This window comes from uncultured Pluralibacter sp. (assembly GCF_913775985.1).
Taxonomy (GTDB): domain Bacteria; phylum Pseudomonadota; class Gammaproteobacteria; order Enterobacterales; family Enterobacteriaceae; genus Pluralibacter.
This window is the reverse complement of sequence record NZ_CAJYMB010000154.1, coordinates 1-15,927: the sequence shown is the minus strand read 5'-3', so window position 1 is coordinate 15,927 and position 15,927 is coordinate 1. Positions and strand designations below refer to the sequence as shown.

Below are 15,927 nucleotides of genomic sequence, written 5' to 3'. Positions count from 1 at the left end.
TCAATGACAGGTGTAATAACCGCTGAGAATAATGAAAGTTTTCTACAAGGACGAGGGGTTTTACCCATCTTTACCGACAGATAGCGGCAATATGCAGATGATTATCCTGCAAATAATTCAATCGCAAGTGATTTTGTTGATTTATCCGCGACCACACAGATCGACATCTTATAGGTTGCTGAAAAATATTGCTTTCTGGCTTTAGCGCCGCTAACACTGGCCTGAGCGTTAGTAATAATAAAAAACCTTAAAAGGGAAATCCTATGCAATCACATCATCATCGTCGTTCCTGCCTCGCTTTATTGATCGCAACGTCACTGGCTTCCACATCGCTTATGGCGGCACAGGTTCCATCCGATGCCGTGCTGGCGCAAAAGCAGGAGCTGGTCAGGAATAACGGCAGCGAGCCCTCCACGCTGGATCCGCATAAAGTCGAAAGCGACGTTGAAGGCAATATTATACGCGATACTTTCGATGGGCTGGTGGCTGTCGCTGCCGATGGCACCATCGAGCCGCGGCTGGCGAAGTCCTGGGAACAAAAGGACAATACCGTCTGGACTTTCCATCTGCGCCCCGGCATCACCTGGTCAGACGGAACGCCCATTACCGCGCAGGACGTGGTCTGGAGCTGGCAGCGGCTGGTGGATCCAAAAACTGTTTCGCCCTACGCCAGCTATCTCGCCAATATGCACGTGGTTAATGCCGCAGAGATTAATCAAGGCAAAAAAACGCCAGATGCGCTGGGCGTGAAGGCGCTTGATGAGAGCACGCTGCAGATAACCTTAACCCAGCCGAACGCCTCGCTGTTGCAGATGCTCGACCACTACATCCTGGTCCCGCTGGATCCGGCGGTGGTCAAACGCTTCGGCGACAAGTGGACCCAGCCTGCAAATATTGTGACCAGCGGACCTTATAAGCCCACCCAGTGGGTGGTTAACGAACGCATTGTTGCCGAGCGCAACCCGCGCTACTGGGATAATGCGCATACGGTCATTAATAAGGTCACCTATTTACCCATCACCTCTGAAACCGCCGATGTTAATCGCTACAAAGCCGGAGAGATCGATATTGTCTACACCGTGCCGATTAACCAGTTTGCACAGCTGAAGAAGACGATGGGGACTCAGCTTAAGATCTCCCCGCAGCTGGCCACCTATTATTACGAGTTTAATACCACAAAAGCCCCTTTCAACGACCCACGCGTGCGCCGCGCCCTGAATATGGCGCTGGATAAAGACATCATTGCCGACAAGGTGCTGGGGCAGGGGCAGCGTCCGGCGTGGATAGTTAGCCAAACCGAGATTGGCGGCATCAATCTCAAGAATCCCGACTACGCCAGCTGGCCGATGCAAAAACGCATCACGGAGGCAAAAAAGCTGCTGGCTGACGCCGGTTTTGGTGCGGAGCATCCGCTTTCCTTTAATTTGCTCTATAACACTTCTGAATCGCACCAGAGGATCGCTATTGCTGCCAGTTCAATGTGGAAAAAGAACCTTGGTGTCGAGGTTAAGCTGCAAAACCAGGAGTGGAAGACCATGCTGGACAGCATGCACACCGGTAACTTTGACCTCGTCCGCTATGCGTGGATTGCCGATTACGACGACGCCGCAACGTTCCTGAATAATTTCCGCACCGGCGACAGCGAAAATACCAGCAAGTACAGCAACCCGGCATACGACCAGGCGCTGATCAATGCGGCCAAAGCGTCCGATGTTGCCGAACGCGGCAAATACTATCAGCAGGCGGAAAACATGCTCGCGCAGGATGTGCCGGCGATCCCCGTTTACCATTACGTACGCGCTCACCTGGTGAAACCCTGGGTCGGCGGCTTTAACTCGGACAGGCTCGGGTTCTACTACACCAAAGATATGTACATCCTTAAGCACTGAATTTCATGGTTTAAAATGCTGTTAATCTGCGCGAAGTGTCCATAATTCATGCGATTAACTTGTTTTTGATTGTTTTTAGAGCAAACGAACATCTTCGGGCTTTACACGATGGTCGGGGATGTTTATAGTTCGCAGCACTTAGGAAGCGTGGCCGAGCGGTTGAAGGCACCGGTCTTGAAAACCGGCGAGGGGAAACCCTCCCAGAGTTCGAATCTCTGCGCTTCCGCCAATTAAAACAAGGGGTTACCGAAAGGTACCCCTTTGTTGTTTTGTGCACTTGGTAAAGTGTTGGTATATTCGCTTGGTATAAAATCGATCTTCACTGCACGGGTTCTGCAAGGATCGCTAACGATGACAAAACTTGTAAGTCCTAAAACGTTATGCGTTTACAAAGATGAGCACCGGTCGGCAACACTCAAATTCCTAAATATGATTGATGTGACTGCTGTAAAAAATGCCAATGAAGTTACCATTGATCTATCCGAAGTTGTCTACGCGACAGCCGCGGCAACAGTCCTTTTGTTCGCCATAGTTAATCGTGCGCAACTACTGGTTCAAGTCCAAAGCAGAATTCGCTTTAAATTCCCCAAAAAAGAAGACAATCCTGATGGTCATCGTTGGATCGTGACTACGGGCCTTTCCAATGCTTTAGTTGCCAACACACAGAAAAAATTAGATGGTTTGGTCGCGGACAAGCGGTACTATCAATCGGCTGTGGAACCATTCGATCACTGGTTAAGAACGGTGATGACCCTCCAGGAAAAGGCATTACTCAACCCAGACGCATTTGCATTAATGAGCTCAGCTTTGAACGAAGCCATGCTTAACGTGTCATACCATGCGTATGAGGATGACAGCTTTTCTTCACAAATCGAGGTATTAGGCGGTAAGCGCTGGTGGCAATGCTCATGGTACAGCAAGGAAAAAAATGCGGTTGTTTTCATCATTTGTGACCTAGGTTTAGGAATACACAGGTCTTTTGGGCCTGTTATCGATGCATCAGGTACCATAGGTGAATCGACAACTGTTGAGGTTGCGCTATCTTCAGGCCACTCAAGGTATTTAAATGCTGGACGTGGTAATGGTTCTGAGGATATAAAAAGGCCTATAGGATCTGGATGTGCGGAGTCCGAATCACTACTAGTATTAACTGGACACGCTAGATACCGCTACAATTCAAGTGATGGTCAGCCTACTTGCGAGTGGCTTTCAGAAAACATACCGGGAACCCTAATCGAGTGGTCTTTGGTTCCGAGGAGAGGAGAAGATGATTAACATCGTCATAGCGAAGGACTTTTCGAAGACACCTTTTGGCAGATTCGTGAGCGACAGTCCTTATAGTGCTGAAAAATTTCGTAAAGATTTCTTGGTTCCTGCTTTGCGTACAGGGGAACAAGAAGTTGTAGTCGACTTTAACGGCATCGCCCTAGGCATTGGCTCGTCTTTTCTTGAAGAAGCTTTTGGTGGCCTTGTTCGTAAGGAAGGATTGCCTAAGATAGGGCTAAAAAGACGTCTGGTCATAAAAAGCGATATGCCTTTCTATAAAGAGCAGATTGAGCGTTTTATAGACAATGCTGAGCCAGAAAAAGCTTAAGGGACTGTTAAGTGGTAAAACCTGAGACTGGGCTACTTGATACAGTAGCCCATAATACATGGATGTTTAGCCTTACAAGTATAGTGTTAGTTTTCGTTGGATGGGCTGTTACCTATAATAACTCTGTAAAATTAGCTACTCGCTCTGAAAGTAAATCTTTAGTCGATTCTTTATGCAAGCTTATTCATGAAATTTCCGACATCTCGATTGAATATTGGTTAAATAAATCTCATAAACAAAAAAACATTAATCGAAAAAATGGTATTCGCCAAACAGTTAAACACTTCGATGATGGTACTCAGTCGCGTCTTTTTGTTATGAACGTGTTTGCTAAAATGAATCAATCAGTAAAATATATTGAACTTTTGGACGGGCGAGGAATACATATCGATAAATCTGTATTCCCATTATTTCTGTCAAAAGTTACGTTGGATTGCGAGAAGTCTATAAGCCTTAGCCCTCAAGAGAGGGCGGCGCGAGTTCAGGAGATTCTAGCATACTCCCAAGAAAGCATGAATCATATTTATACTGTGTTTCAGAATCACCATCGCCCATCTAAGCCATTACGTCCCCTTTATTTCATGCGCCAAAAATGGAAAGAAATTGAAAAGTGGTATGATGACTTAGGCTAATTGATATCTAACCTTGGTTTGTTAAGTGATGGGGAAATTTTAATTTTTCGGTCATAAGTTACGACCTGACTTTCTGTCTTGTGGCCGCTGAAAAGTTGTTTCTCTTTACTGCTTCCCTCATAATCAGAAATGGCTTTTGCTTTTATATCGTGAAATGTTCCCGGAATCGGTCTACCAAGTTTTAGAGCAGCTGCTTTTTTTGCATTATTCCACCAAGTATTAAACGTTTTCCTGTTCATCTTCCCGCCGCTGGGTGATGGTACAATAAAACCCTCGGCAGATTTATTGGCAAAATGTTTACTGGCCAGCGCGATTGCAGCCTGTAGACGCGGTGTCCATTTCTTTATTTGCTTTTTACCAGTTTTATTTTGTTCAATGAAAATGCCGTCGTGGCGCAAGTCAGTAACTTTGAGGTCAAATACATCCCCCTCTCGCGCTGCACACAGATACGATATCTCCATGGCTACCTGCACTTCCGGCCTGGCATTTTCATAAATAGCCAGGTAGTCTTCATCCGGTATATACACGTCTCTATCTACAAGAGTAAATTTCCTGATCCCCCGGCATGGATTCACCTTCACATAGCCTCTTTCAAATCCCCAACCAAAAACCCGCGACATACTTGAGACTTCTTGATTGGCCTGGTTCTTACTGGTTAAACCCCGCTTGTCCATAAAAATTCTGACCTGCTCAATCTTGATTTCATCAGCCCTCATTTTTCCAAATACCGCGAGTAGTTTTTTCTGATGTTGAGCGTAATCTTTTTGAGTTCGAGCAGCCAGTTCGGTAAACGTTGGGCTGTCGAGAAACATCCCCCACAATTTTGAGAAAGTCATTACGTCATGATGTTTCGATTTTTCTTTCTCGTAGGTAGCCCAAAGTTTCGACATGCTGGTTTCGCGTATTTTTCCCAGCGTAACGCTTTTTTTAGTTCCCTTTGGCTTCCAAACATAGCTGTATTTGTTTTTTGTTACCCGAGGCGGCAGTTGAGCATCCTTCGGATTTTTACGTGGTCGTCCCATAAATGGCGTCGAAGTCAGGTTCTGTTGCAACATATTCATCAACCTTTGGTAATTCAGAGATATTCGGTGCCAGGTTTTTTCGTAACACTATTGGCCTGTTTCTGCCGTCAGTAGTAAACGGAATGCCATGGCAGCGCAGTTGGCGCTGCTGCTCGGTATAGCGTCGATAACCTGTTACTTCTGCAATTTCCGCAGGTGACAGTGTGAGTTCGTACATGGCTATCACCTCCGATAGCCAGCCAGTTAAAGATAACTGGCTGGTGGGTAGAATGCTGAAATTGGAAAATCAGTTTGAAGTAGCGGTTAGTCGCTGCCAGATAACCGAAACGTATTTGGCTTGGTGCCGGGCTTCGGCCAGTGCACTATGCTGATCGCCAACAAATTGGATTTTGTAGCGCGGTTCACATCCGACGGATTTACCGAGCTCGACGATGGTACGCACATCGCGATCGTTAACGAACCTCCACGGGCAATCGATACCTGTTCGGTCGTAAGAGCTGCGTAAGATAACGTTATCGAAAGTGGCACCATTTCCCCAAACCTGAATGCTGGCAGGGCCATTGGCTGCATTCTCGCTAATAAAATCATTCAACTGGAGCAGGGCGTCATCAAGAGGAATAGCGTCATCCATAGCGATAGCCGATCGGGCCTCTGCTGACTGCTTGAGCCACCAGTTAATAGTGCTGGCTTCAGGTACGCCGCCCCACGCCATTGCAGATTCAAGATCCACCACTTTATAGAAGTCCGGTCCCAGCTGGCCGGAGGCGGGATCAAAAAATACCGCACCGATAGAAACTATTGGGGCATCAGGGCCAGAGGCCATTGTCTCCAGGTCGACCATGAGGTGAGTGTACAGAATATCTGAATTTTGAATCCGGGCATCATTATTTATCGGATCTGCTTCGTCACCATTTTCAGCACTGCTTTCACTCGCGATAGCTCCCGTTTCGCCCGGCGCCGCGATAGCTCCAGTTTGTTTTTCATCGCTGACAGCTTCTTCCATCGAGACATTGCCTGCGTCCTCAGTTTCGGTATTAACTTCGGCTGGTGCTGGTGCTGGTGCTGGTGCTGGTGCTGTAAGCCCTTCAATTGTGAAAATGCCGCCACCCGCGTTGGCAAGCTTTGGCTGGTTATTTTTTGCTGGTTCATCCGGCTGCAGGCGATTTACCTCTTCCGCTGCGTCGAGTTCCGGGACGTGCCGTGCGGCCGCCAGCGTTTCTGGTGTTGGGTTTGCATGATCTGTTTCGGTCAGGTTTGCGCAGATATACCCACGCAATCTATCTGGGAAAGGTGTTAAATGCTCCTCTGCACTACGGATTAGAGCAAAAATCGCCGCGCGCGAGTAATCCAGGATCCCCGGAGTCGCTCGCAGTGCGACAGACCATTCCTTAAATGGACTCTCTTTTTTCTGCACAATCTCTTTTGCGCGCCGATAAATACTGCCCGGCAGGTCATAGATATTGAAATCCATTGGCAGGGTTGCCAACGCAATTTCCTTGTCGAGGACGTCGAAGGTATGCACCAGGTCCGGGTTACGATCTGTCTGGTTGCCGCCTCCAGCGTTTGCGCCCGAGTTGGTACGCTGCACAGCGGAAATCCTGTTCCCGTTGGCCCATTCACGAACCAAAATGCCGCGGTCGATATGGTCATGCTCAAGCCAGAGCTTAATAAACGTGATCAGTGTTCCCAGTTCATGCCGTTTATCGACAGGGAAAACCTTTTTCACAGCCGTGGTGACCTTCCAGAGACCGTGAAGGTCATAGTCTTTGAGCTTCGGATTGTTCTCGGCCGCCAGTAACAGATTCTGGATATAGTTGTTATCGGTATCCATCTCCAGATCGGCGATCTGGCATTTTGTTGGCCAGCTGATATGGGAGGCATGTTTCTCTTCTGTGAGAAACTGCGCCAATAACTGCGCCCTGAAAGGGAGGAGTGCCAGGTTATAAGTTAAGTTTTCATCAGATGTTGACAGTGGTGTGGAGGGGATGGGCTGCTCCTGCTCCTGCTCCTGCTCCTGCTCCTGCTCCTGCTCCTGCTCCTGCTCCTGCTCTGGTGCGGGCGTAGGTGCGGGTTCAGCAACAATCTTCTGCCAGCTGGCCCCGTCGTCAGCCAGGGTGTAGCGATCGCACCAGGTGTCGTCAAGAACGCCTTCCTCTGGCAGGTCGTCTACCACAAACCAGTTAGTGCGGATCGGCAGCTGGTGGTCGGCGCCGCGGCCGGTTTCAATTTCAGCATCCTCCAGAATATCGAGGATCTGACGGTCAGCCCGGGAGTCTGATTTTGCAGAGAACCAGCAAAAGAAGCTTTTAGCATTGGCGGCTTTTGCTTTGGCTTTAATGAGATACGCATACGTGTTCATTGCGTTCGGGTTCCTTTAGGTTGTAAGATACCCGGGACTTTGATAGCTCCCCTTGGGTAGTGGTCATTGTTCAAAACTCGATTCCGGAAAGCTTTGGTCGGCTGACCGGCGTACAAACCCGCTTCGGCGGGTTTTTGCGTTATTGAGGGTCGCGCCCGTAGCCTGGATGTTCCTCTAATGCGTCGTTTAAAATGGTTTTAACTTCGCAGTTAGGAAGTAGCTGTACCGCCTGCTTGATAGCGGTCCCAAATGCTTCTGCAACAAGTTCAAATTTGCTGGCAAGTCGGTTCGCTTCGTCCGCCTGCTCTTCAACAGCATCCATCTCGAACTGATGCTCCTGCCACACTTCATTCAGCACATCGTCCTCGACTTCTTCACGCAGTGCCTCTTTGACCTCCAGCACCGGGAGAACGCCAATCAGTTGCTCTGCTGGCGCGCTACTGAATCGCAATGCCAGTTCATTTGCTGACATATAAACCTCCGGAAAAAGGCCCGCCGCTTGACGGGCAAAAGAACATTTTTCCAATTTAACCAGAACAGGTCTTCGTCTCCTGTTTGGCTGCGATGGCGGTATTACCATCATCATGCTCTGTGCACCGGGCATGGGGCTGGCAACAGCCATTATTCAAAACTCGATTACTGATGAACTGCTGGCTGTTGGTCGGCAGCCGGATCGCCTTTCTGGGCGAGGAAGTAGCAGATGCGGCGAATGACGGCCCAAAATAAGGGCAGACGTACTGCCTGGCATCTCGATGGATTGCGTGCAAAGTCTGTCATGTTGAATTTCCTTTTTTGCCATTAAAGGCAGGCTGCCTGAACGTTGAAACCTGCTGCGCATTGTCATTGCCATCTCATCCGGTGCTTCGTATGCCGCCGGCAGCTACTGCGTGGGCTTCCTGCCTAGATGGCGTTGCTGTGGGAATAGTATTATCGATTCAATCGATATGTGTCAAATTAAATCGATATACAATGACATAAAAAAAGCGCCATAAGGCGCTATGCATCAAGCGTGGGAGTAGATAACTATTTGTTTTTTGAAATCTTTCTAGTTGCTAAAAAGGCTTTAGCGACATCCTCTATCTCCTGCAGCCTTTCCTCCACTGAAATTATAACCCTCTCACGCTCTTCATTAGTGGGAAGTTGCCTGAAAAGCGAAAGCAATCTATTTTCATCATCCGAGTGTGAAGCGCCGATCCTCTTTTGAGGTTGCTCTATCTCAACACCATCAGTCGAATCATCAAGGAAGAACCAGTAGAGTGGATATCCTGTTGCGGACTCTAGCTGTGTCAAAACCTCCATCCGAGGAAAGATGTCGGCGTTACACCAACCATTGACAGACTGAGCTTTTACTCCAAGTCTGCGGGCAAGTTCGGCTTGAGAAATACCCTGTTCAGCAATGGCTTTCTTTAGTCGATTGGCAAAGTTCATTTTCCAGCCTATTCAGAAATCTATCTCAATTATACAGATAAAATCTGTAGGTATGCATATCGATTAAATTTGACGATATCGAAATAATTTGATTTACTGTGCATTACAACATCACTGCGAGATAACTTAATGAAAGTCCAAGTGCAAAAAAAAATGTTAGCCATTTGTAGTCAAGCTGAATTAGGGCGACGTCTGAACCGCCGAGCTCAAACTGTAAACGGATGGTTTAAAAACAAAGTTCCCGGAGAGTTGGTTGTCCGCGTGTCCAAAGCTGTTGATTGGAAGGTCACTCCCCACGAACTGCGCCCGGATCTTTACCCCAATTCGACAGATGGGCTTCCTGTGGAGGACAAACCATGCAATCCATGACATGTGAACATCATAACCAGCGCAGCGGGGTTGCGCTGAAAACGCAAAATCAGTTTCAACCTCGTCGCCGGGATAGCATCAAATGCCGCCGTCTACTCGACGCGGTTCGTGACTGGGAGGGCGCACTGCCAGGAAAGACTCAGCAAGATGATATTGCCCGGCTGGTGGCTGAACGCTGGCTTGCCGTTGGCGGCCGCGGCATAACCGTCAATAAACAGAATCTCTTTCGCTACCTCCGAAATGAGGGTGGTTCAGAGAAGTACACCTGCTACGTGATGCAGTTGTCTGAAGCGATTATCACCGCGATGCCCCTGGCGATCGCCAAGCGCTACGGCTGGCGCCGGGACGAAAAGACCAGCCCTGAGCTGGTGGCCAGCGCAATGAAAGAGTGCACTGAGGCCCACCAGGCGAAGCTGCTGGGAGCTCCGCTACAAAATCTTGAAAAGGAGATTCGCGAGGCTGCTGTTGCTCTTTTCAACATGCTACCAGCAGATGCGGCGGGGCCACTACTGGCGAGCATTAGCGCTGTAGCGCCGCAGTTTTTCTAATCGAGTTTTGACAATGAATATCACTACGAAGACCTTCAAATATATCAGCCTCGAAAAGCCGGGCTTAAAAACCTGCAGTGATGGCCGAGTGAGCCCTTTGCAAGGCGCTAATCAATTCAGGAATGTCTTCTCCACGGATCTTAAGCTCTTGCCATGTGCCTTGATCTGGATCTTCTACCGTTGGGCATTCATCCGAAATGATAGAAACCATGCCGTTCTGAATATCGTAATTAACAGTAATTTCTGCTCTATGGGCGACCGCCACAATCTTTTCCATGATGGTTCCTTTATCTCGTTCGGTATGAGGGAGGGATAATGGCCGCATTGCCGTATATGCAGCTCTATATAGCTGATTATCTTGCAGACACTATGCATTTGTCTACAGAGGAACATGGTGCGTACTTGCTGCTGATGTTCAATTACTGGCAAACGGGGAGGGCGATCCCAAAAAATCGGCTTTCGAAGATAGCACGACTAACTAACGACCGCTGGTCTTCCGTTGAAGTCTCGTTAAAAGAGTTTTTTAACGATAACGGTACTGAGTGGGAGCATGAACGTATTGAACGGGATCTTGAGATGGTTCGTTCATCTCAGCGTCAGAAATCTGATGCGGGAAAGGCCTCAGCAAGAGCTAGAAAAGTTAAAAAATCAGCAGAAGGGAAACGGAATGGTAACGACCGTTCAACGGTCGTTGATGAGCCGTTGGAACAGAATGCTAACGGCTCATCAACTAATAAAGATCCAGATAAAGATACAGATCTAAAAGAAAACCCCTCTCTTAGCGCGGGAGCGAGCGAAAACTCCGACCAGGCAACTCCACCGGTAGAACCTGCAGCACCTCGATACCTGGAGGGCCTGAGCGAGCCGATAGGCAAGTTTAGTCTGGTCACCGGATGGTTGCCGTCCATGGATTTTCGACAGCGGGCGGCGCAGTGGGGGATTAACTTGCCAGAGCCGGATTATCTGCCAACTGAGCTGGCAGAGTTCATCGCCTACTGGAATGCCGAGCAGAAAGTTTTTACCCAAATCCAGTGGGAGCAGAAATTTGCACGGCACATCGTGCACGTAAGAGCGAAGAAGAAACCTGAAACTGGAGGAGTGACGAATGCAGGAGTTCGACCAGAGCCAACAGCATCCCGAGCTGTTCAGCAGATCGACGCAGCCTACGAGAGCTGGTGTCGCAGAAACGGGATTGATGGCAGTGAAAACGGCATGGCAGCTGTGGAGAGTGATGGGCGAGGTGTTCTCGAACCGCTGGACCCAGAAGAATGGCGCCGAGCCCTCGGCCCTGTGGATAGCCCAGATCGGATCGATGACTGATAGCGAGATCAAGCTGGTTTGCCAGCAGTGCATGGAGCGCTGCGCTATGGGAAAAACCTGGCCGCCAGACCTGGCAGAGTTTGTCTCTCTGGTATCCGAAAGTGGGGCTAACCCGTTCGGGCTGACGTCTGAAGGAGTGATGGACGCGTACCGAAAGTGGCGCAATGAGTCATACCGCTACTCCGGGAGTGATAAATATCCGTGGCCGCAGCCGGTGCTGTACCACATCTGCATCGAGATGCGCAGGACTGGCGTCGAGCGCCAGATGACCGAAGGGGAGTTAAAAAAACTGGCAGAAAAATTACTGACGAAGTGGACCAAGCACGTAGGCAATGGTTTCAGCGTGCCACCTATACGCCGCCAGCTTGTTGCACCACACCATCCTGCCGGGCCAACGCCTGCGCAGATTTTGATGGAAGAGTACAAGCGTCGTAAAGCGGCTGGATTAAGCAACTAACGAGTTTTGACCAATGACCAATATAGTAAAAATTAATCAGATAGACCGGGTGGCGATCGCCGTACGCCACATGCCTGGCTGTGTCATTCGTGACATCTGTGAAGCCCTGGATGTTTCTGCCAGTACGGCCTGTAACTTTCTCAGGTCGCTGACACGTAAGGGCATTATTATCCGCAAGCACAACGGCACGCAATATGCCTACACCGCAGCAGAAGGAGCCTGCATACCGGACGTGGTGCTGCCTTTCATGCTGGAAAAGCCTAAAGATCCTGAGAAGCTGCAGGCGGTGGAGGCGCTGGCACAGGAGCTTGAGTTGAAAGGTTTCTGGCGTCGGGCTGCCGCGCAGTACACCAGCGCTCTGGATATGGCTTGCAACTCCAATGAGATGTCGCGCCTGTGTCGGCGCCGGGATGCTTGTTACCGGCGTGCGGCGAGGAGGGCGTGAACATGGCCAGTAATAATCTCTGGAAAATTGTTAACGCGATGCAGGAGCAGGGAGAAATAACGCCGCGAGAGGTGCGCGCGCTGGTGGACTGCGACTGCAAAAAAGCAAATCGCCTGCTGGAGTACCTGGTACGTGCCGGCGTTGTATCTAACGTTGGTCGGTTCTATCACCCTGTTTACCGGCTACGCCGCGGAGAAATCAACCTCAAGCCGATTAAGCCTGCAACAGAAAAGCCAAGGCGTCAGCGTGTCAGTATCACAGAGCAGTGCCGCCAGAACTGGCAGGGATATCAGATCCATAAAATTTTTGGGGGTGCGAAATCATGATCGTCAAATGCATCAGAGATACCGAGGGATACTGGACAGAGGGAGAAATGTACCCGTTTAGCATGGTGACAGGTGGTTTTATTCTGGTTGGCGATGATGAGGATGTCGATGGTGACGGATGGAGCGCTGCACCGGTAGAGTACCGGGAGGATGGTTCGATAATTTACCAAATCGGCGGCATCGATGGCGAGGTGCTGTTTGAGGAGCGTGCAGTATGACAGAGCAAACCATTCTCGACATGTGCTGTGGGTCCCGCATGTTCTGGTTCGACAAAAATGATCAACGTGCAGTATTTAGCGACATTCGCTCAGAGCAGCATGTGCTCTGCGACGGGCGCAGTTTGGTAATCGCCCCGGATCTGATTGCTGATTTCCGCGCGTTACCATTCTCCGATGCCATCTTTCCGGTAGTGGTGTTCGATCCCCCGCATCTGGAACGCGTGGGACCAAACGGCTGGCAGGGAAAGAAATACGGAAAACTGAATCGCGATACCTGGCGTGACGACTTGCGCGCCGGTTTCGCAGAAGCATTCCGGGTGTTGCGGCCACACGGCGTATTAATCTTCAAATGGAACGAAACGCAAATTCCGGTCAGTCAGGTTCTGGAACTAACGAACGAGAAACCTGCTGTCTGGCAACGCACGGGAAAGGCGGACAAAACACATTGGATTAGCTTTGTTAAAAACAGTCCTATTGCTGCGCAATCTGGTGATGTTTCCCTATTGCAGTATGCCACCAGCAGAATTATTGAACTTGAATCTTTATTGCTGGTTGAGGTACCCGAAACTGTCTGGCCTTCCGAGGTTGCTATGGTATTCAGCCAGGTGGAGAACGCCGGAGATCTACCGGCGCATCATCAGCGGCGCCTGCAGCACCACATCAACAGGATGTGGCTGGAGAAAATGCCGGTAACGTCAATTATCGCCGCGGCTAAGTCGCTGGCCAGCGCCATGGAGAAATACGCGTGAGAGAGAGCGAAATCATCATTGATAACTTTGCTGGTGGCGGCGGCGCCTCGACGGGCATTGAACTGGCGATTGGGCGCAGCGTTGATATAGCCATCAACCACGACCCGAACGCTGTGGCGATGCACACGACAAACCACCCTAACACACTACATTATTGCGAATCTGTTTACGATGTGAGGCCGAAGGTTGCGACTGCCGGCCGCCGCGTCGGACTGGCCTGGTTTTCGCCAGACTGTCGCCACTTTTCGAAAGCGAAAGGCGCTAAACCAGTTGAAAAGGCAATTCGCGGTTTGGCGTGGGTAACACTACGCTGGGGGCTGGATGTAGATCCACGTGTGATGATGCTGGAGAACGTTGAAGAGTTTAAAACGTGGGGCCCGCTGCTGGCTGCCGAAATGCGGCCGGACCCGGAACGCGTCGGGGAAACATTCCAGGCTTTCGTCGGCATGCTGACCACCGGCATACCGACAGATCATCCCGCTCTTTTCGAGTGCTGCGAATTTCTGAATATTTCGCTTGATAGTGAGGATGCCGCCCGGCTGGTAAAAGGGCTGGGGTACACCGTTGAGTATCGTGAACTACGCGCCTGTGACTACGGCGCGCCGACGATTCGCAAAAGATTCTTCATGGTCATGCGCCGCGACGGGCAGCCGATAGTGTGGCCCGAGGTTACCCACGGCGATCCGAAATCACCGACGGTGCTGGCCGGCCAGCTGGCGCCGTGGCGCACCGCGGCGGAGTGCATAGACTGGTCAATACCGGCACCGTCGATTTTTGACCGCAAGCGGCCGCTGGCAGAGAATACCCTGCGCCGGATCGCTCGCGGTATTCAGCGGTTCGTTATCGACAGCGCCAGCCCGTTTGTCGTGAAATGCAACCACACTACGACGCGCGGAACGTACGACTGTTTTCGAGGCCAGGCGCTGGCGGAGCCGCTGCAGACCATTACAAAAAAACACGGGTTTTCTATAGCCGTCCCACACCTGACCAAATTCCGTACTGGCGCCACCGGACAGCCGGTCACCGAACCTGTACCGACAGTGACAGCGGGAACTTCAGCGCGGCCCGGTGGAAACGGTCATGCGCTGGGGTTGGTAGAGGCAGCGCTAACGCCGTTTATTGCCGGCGCTGGTGGGCCGAAATATTCTGCGAAGCCACGCAACGCGGAACAGCCGATGCACACGCTATGCAATACGAACCACGCGTGCGTCATTGCTCCTGTGATAGCGCGGCAGTTCGGCGCCAGCATCGGCCATCGTGCAGATGAGCCGAGCGCCACAATTACCGCTGGTGGCAGCGGTAAATCGCAGCTGGTTTGCCCGACGCTGATTCAGATGGGATATGGCGAGCGTCCAGGGCAGGCCCCGCGAGTGCTGGACATGCAGAAACCGGTAGGCACTGTTACCGCCGGCGGCAATAAATTTGCTGTTACCAGCGCATTCCTCGCCAAACACTACGGCGGAAATTATAGTGGCCCCGGCGTCAGCCTGGATGGCCCGGCACACTCAGTGACCACAGTGGACCATCATGCGGTAGTGGCTTCGAATCTGGTTAAGCTACGCGGCACATGCCGTGACGGGCAGCGCACTGATGAACCAATGCCGACAGTAACCGCCGGCGGCCAGCATGTCGGGGAGGTAAAAACGACGCTGGCGGTCGAGGATTACGACGAGCAGCGCGCTCAGCAGGTGCTCTCATTCCTGCGTGAATACTGCGGCGCAGATTCGACAGGGCTGGTGGAAATTGACGGGGTGAGGTATCGCATTATCGACATCGGCATGCGTATGCTGCAGCCGCATGAACTCTACCGAGCGCAGGGGTTTCCCGATTGGTACATCATCGACCGCGACTATCGTGGCGTGAAGCACGCAAAACACCATCAGGTTGCGCGCTGCGGCAACGCGGTGCCGCCGCCGTTCGCCGAAGCGCTGGTGCGTGCGAATTTACCAGAAATGTGTAGGGCAAAAGAACTGGCAGCATAACTAAGCCCGCCTCGGCGGGTTTTTAGTTTCACAGCGAAAACATCTTTATAAACAGCAGTATGGTATTCACAAAACGTGCCCTCAAAAAACTTGAATCTTACTGGTTGTAGGTATACTGTATATTTATACAGTGAATGTTTGAGGGAGGATTTATGAAAGTTGAGGTCACAATTGATCGCACCAAAAAATTGCCGGATGGGGCGGTTCCTGCGCTTGAGCTGGAGCTTAAGAAGCGTATCGATAAAAGCTATGCTGATTGCAAGCTTACGGTCCGGCGTGCCGGCTCTGACGGCCTGAGTATCGTTGGAGGAGAAAAGGCGGACAAAAAACGCATCGAGGAGATCCTGCAGGAGACCTGGGAAAGCGCAGATGAGTGGTTTTATTAATCAGCTGTGGATTTAATTTCAGGTTTATAAGAGGGGACTCGGGGTGGAAGTAAAAGATTTACCAAAAAAGGGTTACGCAGTTATCAGATGCCACGATGGGGTTATCGTTGCCAAACTGCATTCATTTCCGGAGTGCCAGCGTGCGCTGATGTATCGCCGTGGCGGTATGGTGTCGTTTATGCCGTTGGCCGAGGATGAGATTA

20 protein-coding genes, 1 tRNA gene and 1 pseudogene are annotated in these 15,927 nt (G+C 50.6%); 15 read left to right on the top strand and 7 right to left on the bottom strand.

Annotated elements, in window-relative coordinates; all coding sequences use genetic code 11:
• Window positions 1–263: 263 nt before the first annotated feature.
• The 5 genes from QZ766_RS22165 (at window position 264) to QZ766_RS22145 (ending at window position 4,115) form a co-directional block, all read left to right on the top strand.
• On the top strand, window positions 264–1,889 hold the full coding sequence (locus QZ766_RS22165) for an ABC transporter substrate-binding protein (RefSeq protein WP_297207416.1): 1,626 nt from the start codon (window positions 264–266) through the stop codon (window positions 1,887–1,889).
• Between the two features lie 141 nt (window positions 1,890–2,030).
• Window positions 2,031–2,118: transfer RNA gene (locus QZ766_RS22160), tRNA-Ser, on the top strand.
• 122 nt (window positions 2,119–2,240) lie between these two features.
• The gene (locus tag QZ766_RS22155; RefSeq protein ID WP_297207414.1) at window positions 2,241–3,164 is read left to right on the top strand and encodes a hypothetical protein; all 924 of its coding nucleotides are present in this window, start codon (window positions 2,241–2,243) and stop codon (window positions 3,162–3,164) included.
• Window positions 3,157–3,483, top strand: coding sequence for an STAS-like domain-containing protein (locus tag QZ766_RS22150; RefSeq protein WP_297207412.1), 327 nt, complete (start codon window positions 3,157–3,159; stop codon window positions 3,481–3,483). Before QZ766_RS22155 ends, QZ766_RS22150 begins: the two co-directional genes overlap by 8 nt.
• Before the next feature lie 11 nt (window positions 3,484–3,494).
• Window positions 3,495–4,115: a hypothetical protein gene (locus QZ766_RS22145; protein WP_297207407.1), complete on the top strand. Its 621-nt coding sequence runs from the start codon at window positions 3,495–3,497 to the stop codon at window positions 4,113–4,115.
• Here QZ766_RS22145 and QZ766_RS22140 read toward each other — a convergent pair.
• The 6 genes from QZ766_RS22140 to QZ766_RS22115 all read right to left on the bottom strand — a co-directional run bounded on the left by QZ766_RS22140 (window position 4,112) and on the right by QZ766_RS22115 (window position 8,924).
• Window positions 4,112–5,137, bottom strand: coding sequence for a tyrosine-type recombinase/integrase (locus QZ766_RS22140; protein ID WP_297207483.1), 1,026 nt, complete (start codon window positions 5,135–5,137; stop codon window positions 4,112–4,114). The two genes, QZ766_RS22145 and QZ766_RS22140, sit on opposite strands and share 4 nt — an antisense overlap.
• A complete protein-coding gene (locus QZ766_RS22135; protein WP_072064808.1) occupies window positions 5,121–5,354 on the bottom strand; it encodes a DUF4224 domain-containing protein in 234 nt (77 codons plus the stop codon). Before QZ766_RS22135 ends, QZ766_RS22140 begins: the two co-directional genes overlap by 17 nt.
• A 69-nt stretch (window positions 5,355–5,423) precedes the next feature.
• Window positions 5,424–7,496 carry an exonuclease gene (locus tag QZ766_RS22130; protein ID WP_297207405.1) on the bottom strand — a complete coding sequence of 691 codons (2,073 nt, stop codon included), beginning with the start codon at window positions 7,494–7,496 and terminating at the stop codon, window positions 5,424–5,426.
• A gap of 139 nt (window positions 7,497–7,635) precedes the next feature.
• Window positions 7,636–8,082 (bottom strand): hypothetical protein, encoded by a 447-nt coding sequence (locus tag QZ766_RS22125; RefSeq protein ID WP_297207403.1) that lies wholly within the window; start codon window positions 8,080–8,082, stop codon window positions 7,636–7,638.
• 50 nt (window positions 8,083–8,132) lie between these two features.
• Entirely contained in the window at window positions 8,133–8,273 is a 141-nt protein-coding gene (locus QZ766_RS22120; protein ID WP_196303216.1) for a hypothetical protein, read from the bottom strand.
• Between the two features lie 246 nt (window positions 8,274–8,519).
• Entirely contained in the window at window positions 8,520–8,924 is a 405-nt protein-coding gene (locus QZ766_RS22115) for a helix-turn-helix domain-containing protein (RefSeq protein ID WP_297207397.1), read from the bottom strand.
• A 129-nt stretch (window positions 8,925–9,053) separates the two neighbouring features.
• Between QZ766_RS22115 and QZ766_RS22110 the strand changes: the two genes are divergently transcribed.
• Together QZ766_RS22110 and QZ766_RS22105 are read left to right on the top strand one after the other, a co-directional pair.
• On the top strand, window positions 9,054–9,293 hold the full coding sequence (locus tag QZ766_RS22110; RefSeq protein ID WP_297207395.1) for a YdaS family helix-turn-helix protein: 240 nt from the start codon (window positions 9,054–9,056) through the stop codon (window positions 9,291–9,293).
• Complete coding sequence (locus QZ766_RS22105) at window positions 9,281–9,841, top strand: toxin YdaT family protein (RefSeq protein ID WP_297207392.1); 561 nt, start codon at window positions 9,281–9,283, stop codon at window positions 9,839–9,841. The genes QZ766_RS22110 and QZ766_RS22105 overlap by 13 nt, the downstream gene beginning before the upstream one ends.
• Window positions 9,842–9,905: 64 nt before the next feature.
• On the opposite strand, the gene QZ766_RS22100 is transcribed toward QZ766_RS22105, so the two are convergent.
• The gene (locus QZ766_RS22100; RefSeq protein WP_297207389.1) at window positions 9,906–10,118 is read right to left on the bottom strand and encodes a hypothetical protein; all 213 of its coding nucleotides are present in this window, start codon (window positions 10,116–10,118) and stop codon (window positions 9,906–9,908) included.
• A gap of 38 nt (window positions 10,119–10,156) precedes the next feature.
• Here QZ766_RS22100 and QZ766_RS22095 point away from each other — a divergent pair, with 38 nt between their 5' ends.
• From QZ766_RS22095 to QZ766_RS22060, 8 genes and pseudogenes are all read left to right on the top strand, one after another.
• Entirely contained in the window at window positions 10,157–11,161 is a 1,005-nt protein-coding gene (locus QZ766_RS22095; protein WP_297207385.1) for a DUF1376 domain-containing protein, read from the top strand.
• On the top strand, window positions 11,073–11,618 hold the full coding sequence (locus QZ766_RS22090) for a replication protein P (protein ID WP_297207383.1): 546 nt from the start codon (window positions 11,073–11,075) through the stop codon (window positions 11,616–11,618). The genes QZ766_RS22095 and QZ766_RS22090 overlap by 89 nt, the downstream gene beginning before the upstream one ends.
• A 13-nt stretch (window positions 11,619–11,631) precedes the next feature.
• Entirely contained in the window at window positions 11,632–12,063 is a 432-nt protein-coding gene (locus tag QZ766_RS22085; protein ID WP_297207380.1) for a helix-turn-helix domain-containing protein, read from the top strand.
• Window positions 12,064–12,065: 2 nt separating this feature from the next.
• A complete protein-coding gene (locus QZ766_RS22080) occupies window positions 12,066–12,389 on the top strand; it encodes a hypothetical protein (RefSeq protein WP_297207378.1) in 324 nt (107 codons plus the stop codon).
• Window positions 12,386–12,607 (top strand): hypothetical protein, encoded by a 222-nt coding sequence (locus tag QZ766_RS22075; RefSeq protein ID WP_297207376.1) that lies wholly within the window; start codon window positions 12,386–12,388, stop codon window positions 12,605–12,607. Before QZ766_RS22080 ends, QZ766_RS22075 begins: the two co-directional genes overlap by 4 nt.
• Window positions 12,604–13,071 (top strand): annotated as a pseudogene (locus QZ766_RS22070) (class I SAM-dependent methyltransferase); the annotation flags it as partial. The gene QZ766_RS22075 and the pseudogene QZ766_RS22070, both read left to right, overlap by 4 nt.
• 281 nt (window positions 13,072–13,352) lie before the next feature.
• Window positions 13,353–15,338, top strand: a complete 1,986-nt coding sequence (locus QZ766_RS22065) for a DNA cytosine methyltransferase (protein ID WP_297207373.1) — start codon at window positions 13,353–13,355, stop codon at window positions 15,336–15,338.
• Between the two features lie 152 nt (window positions 15,339–15,490).
• Window positions 15,491–15,724 (top strand): DinI-like family protein, encoded by a 234-nt coding sequence (locus QZ766_RS22060; RefSeq protein WP_043086671.1) that lies wholly within the window; start codon window positions 15,491–15,493, stop codon window positions 15,722–15,724.
• Window positions 15,725–15,927: the final 203 nt, after the last annotated feature.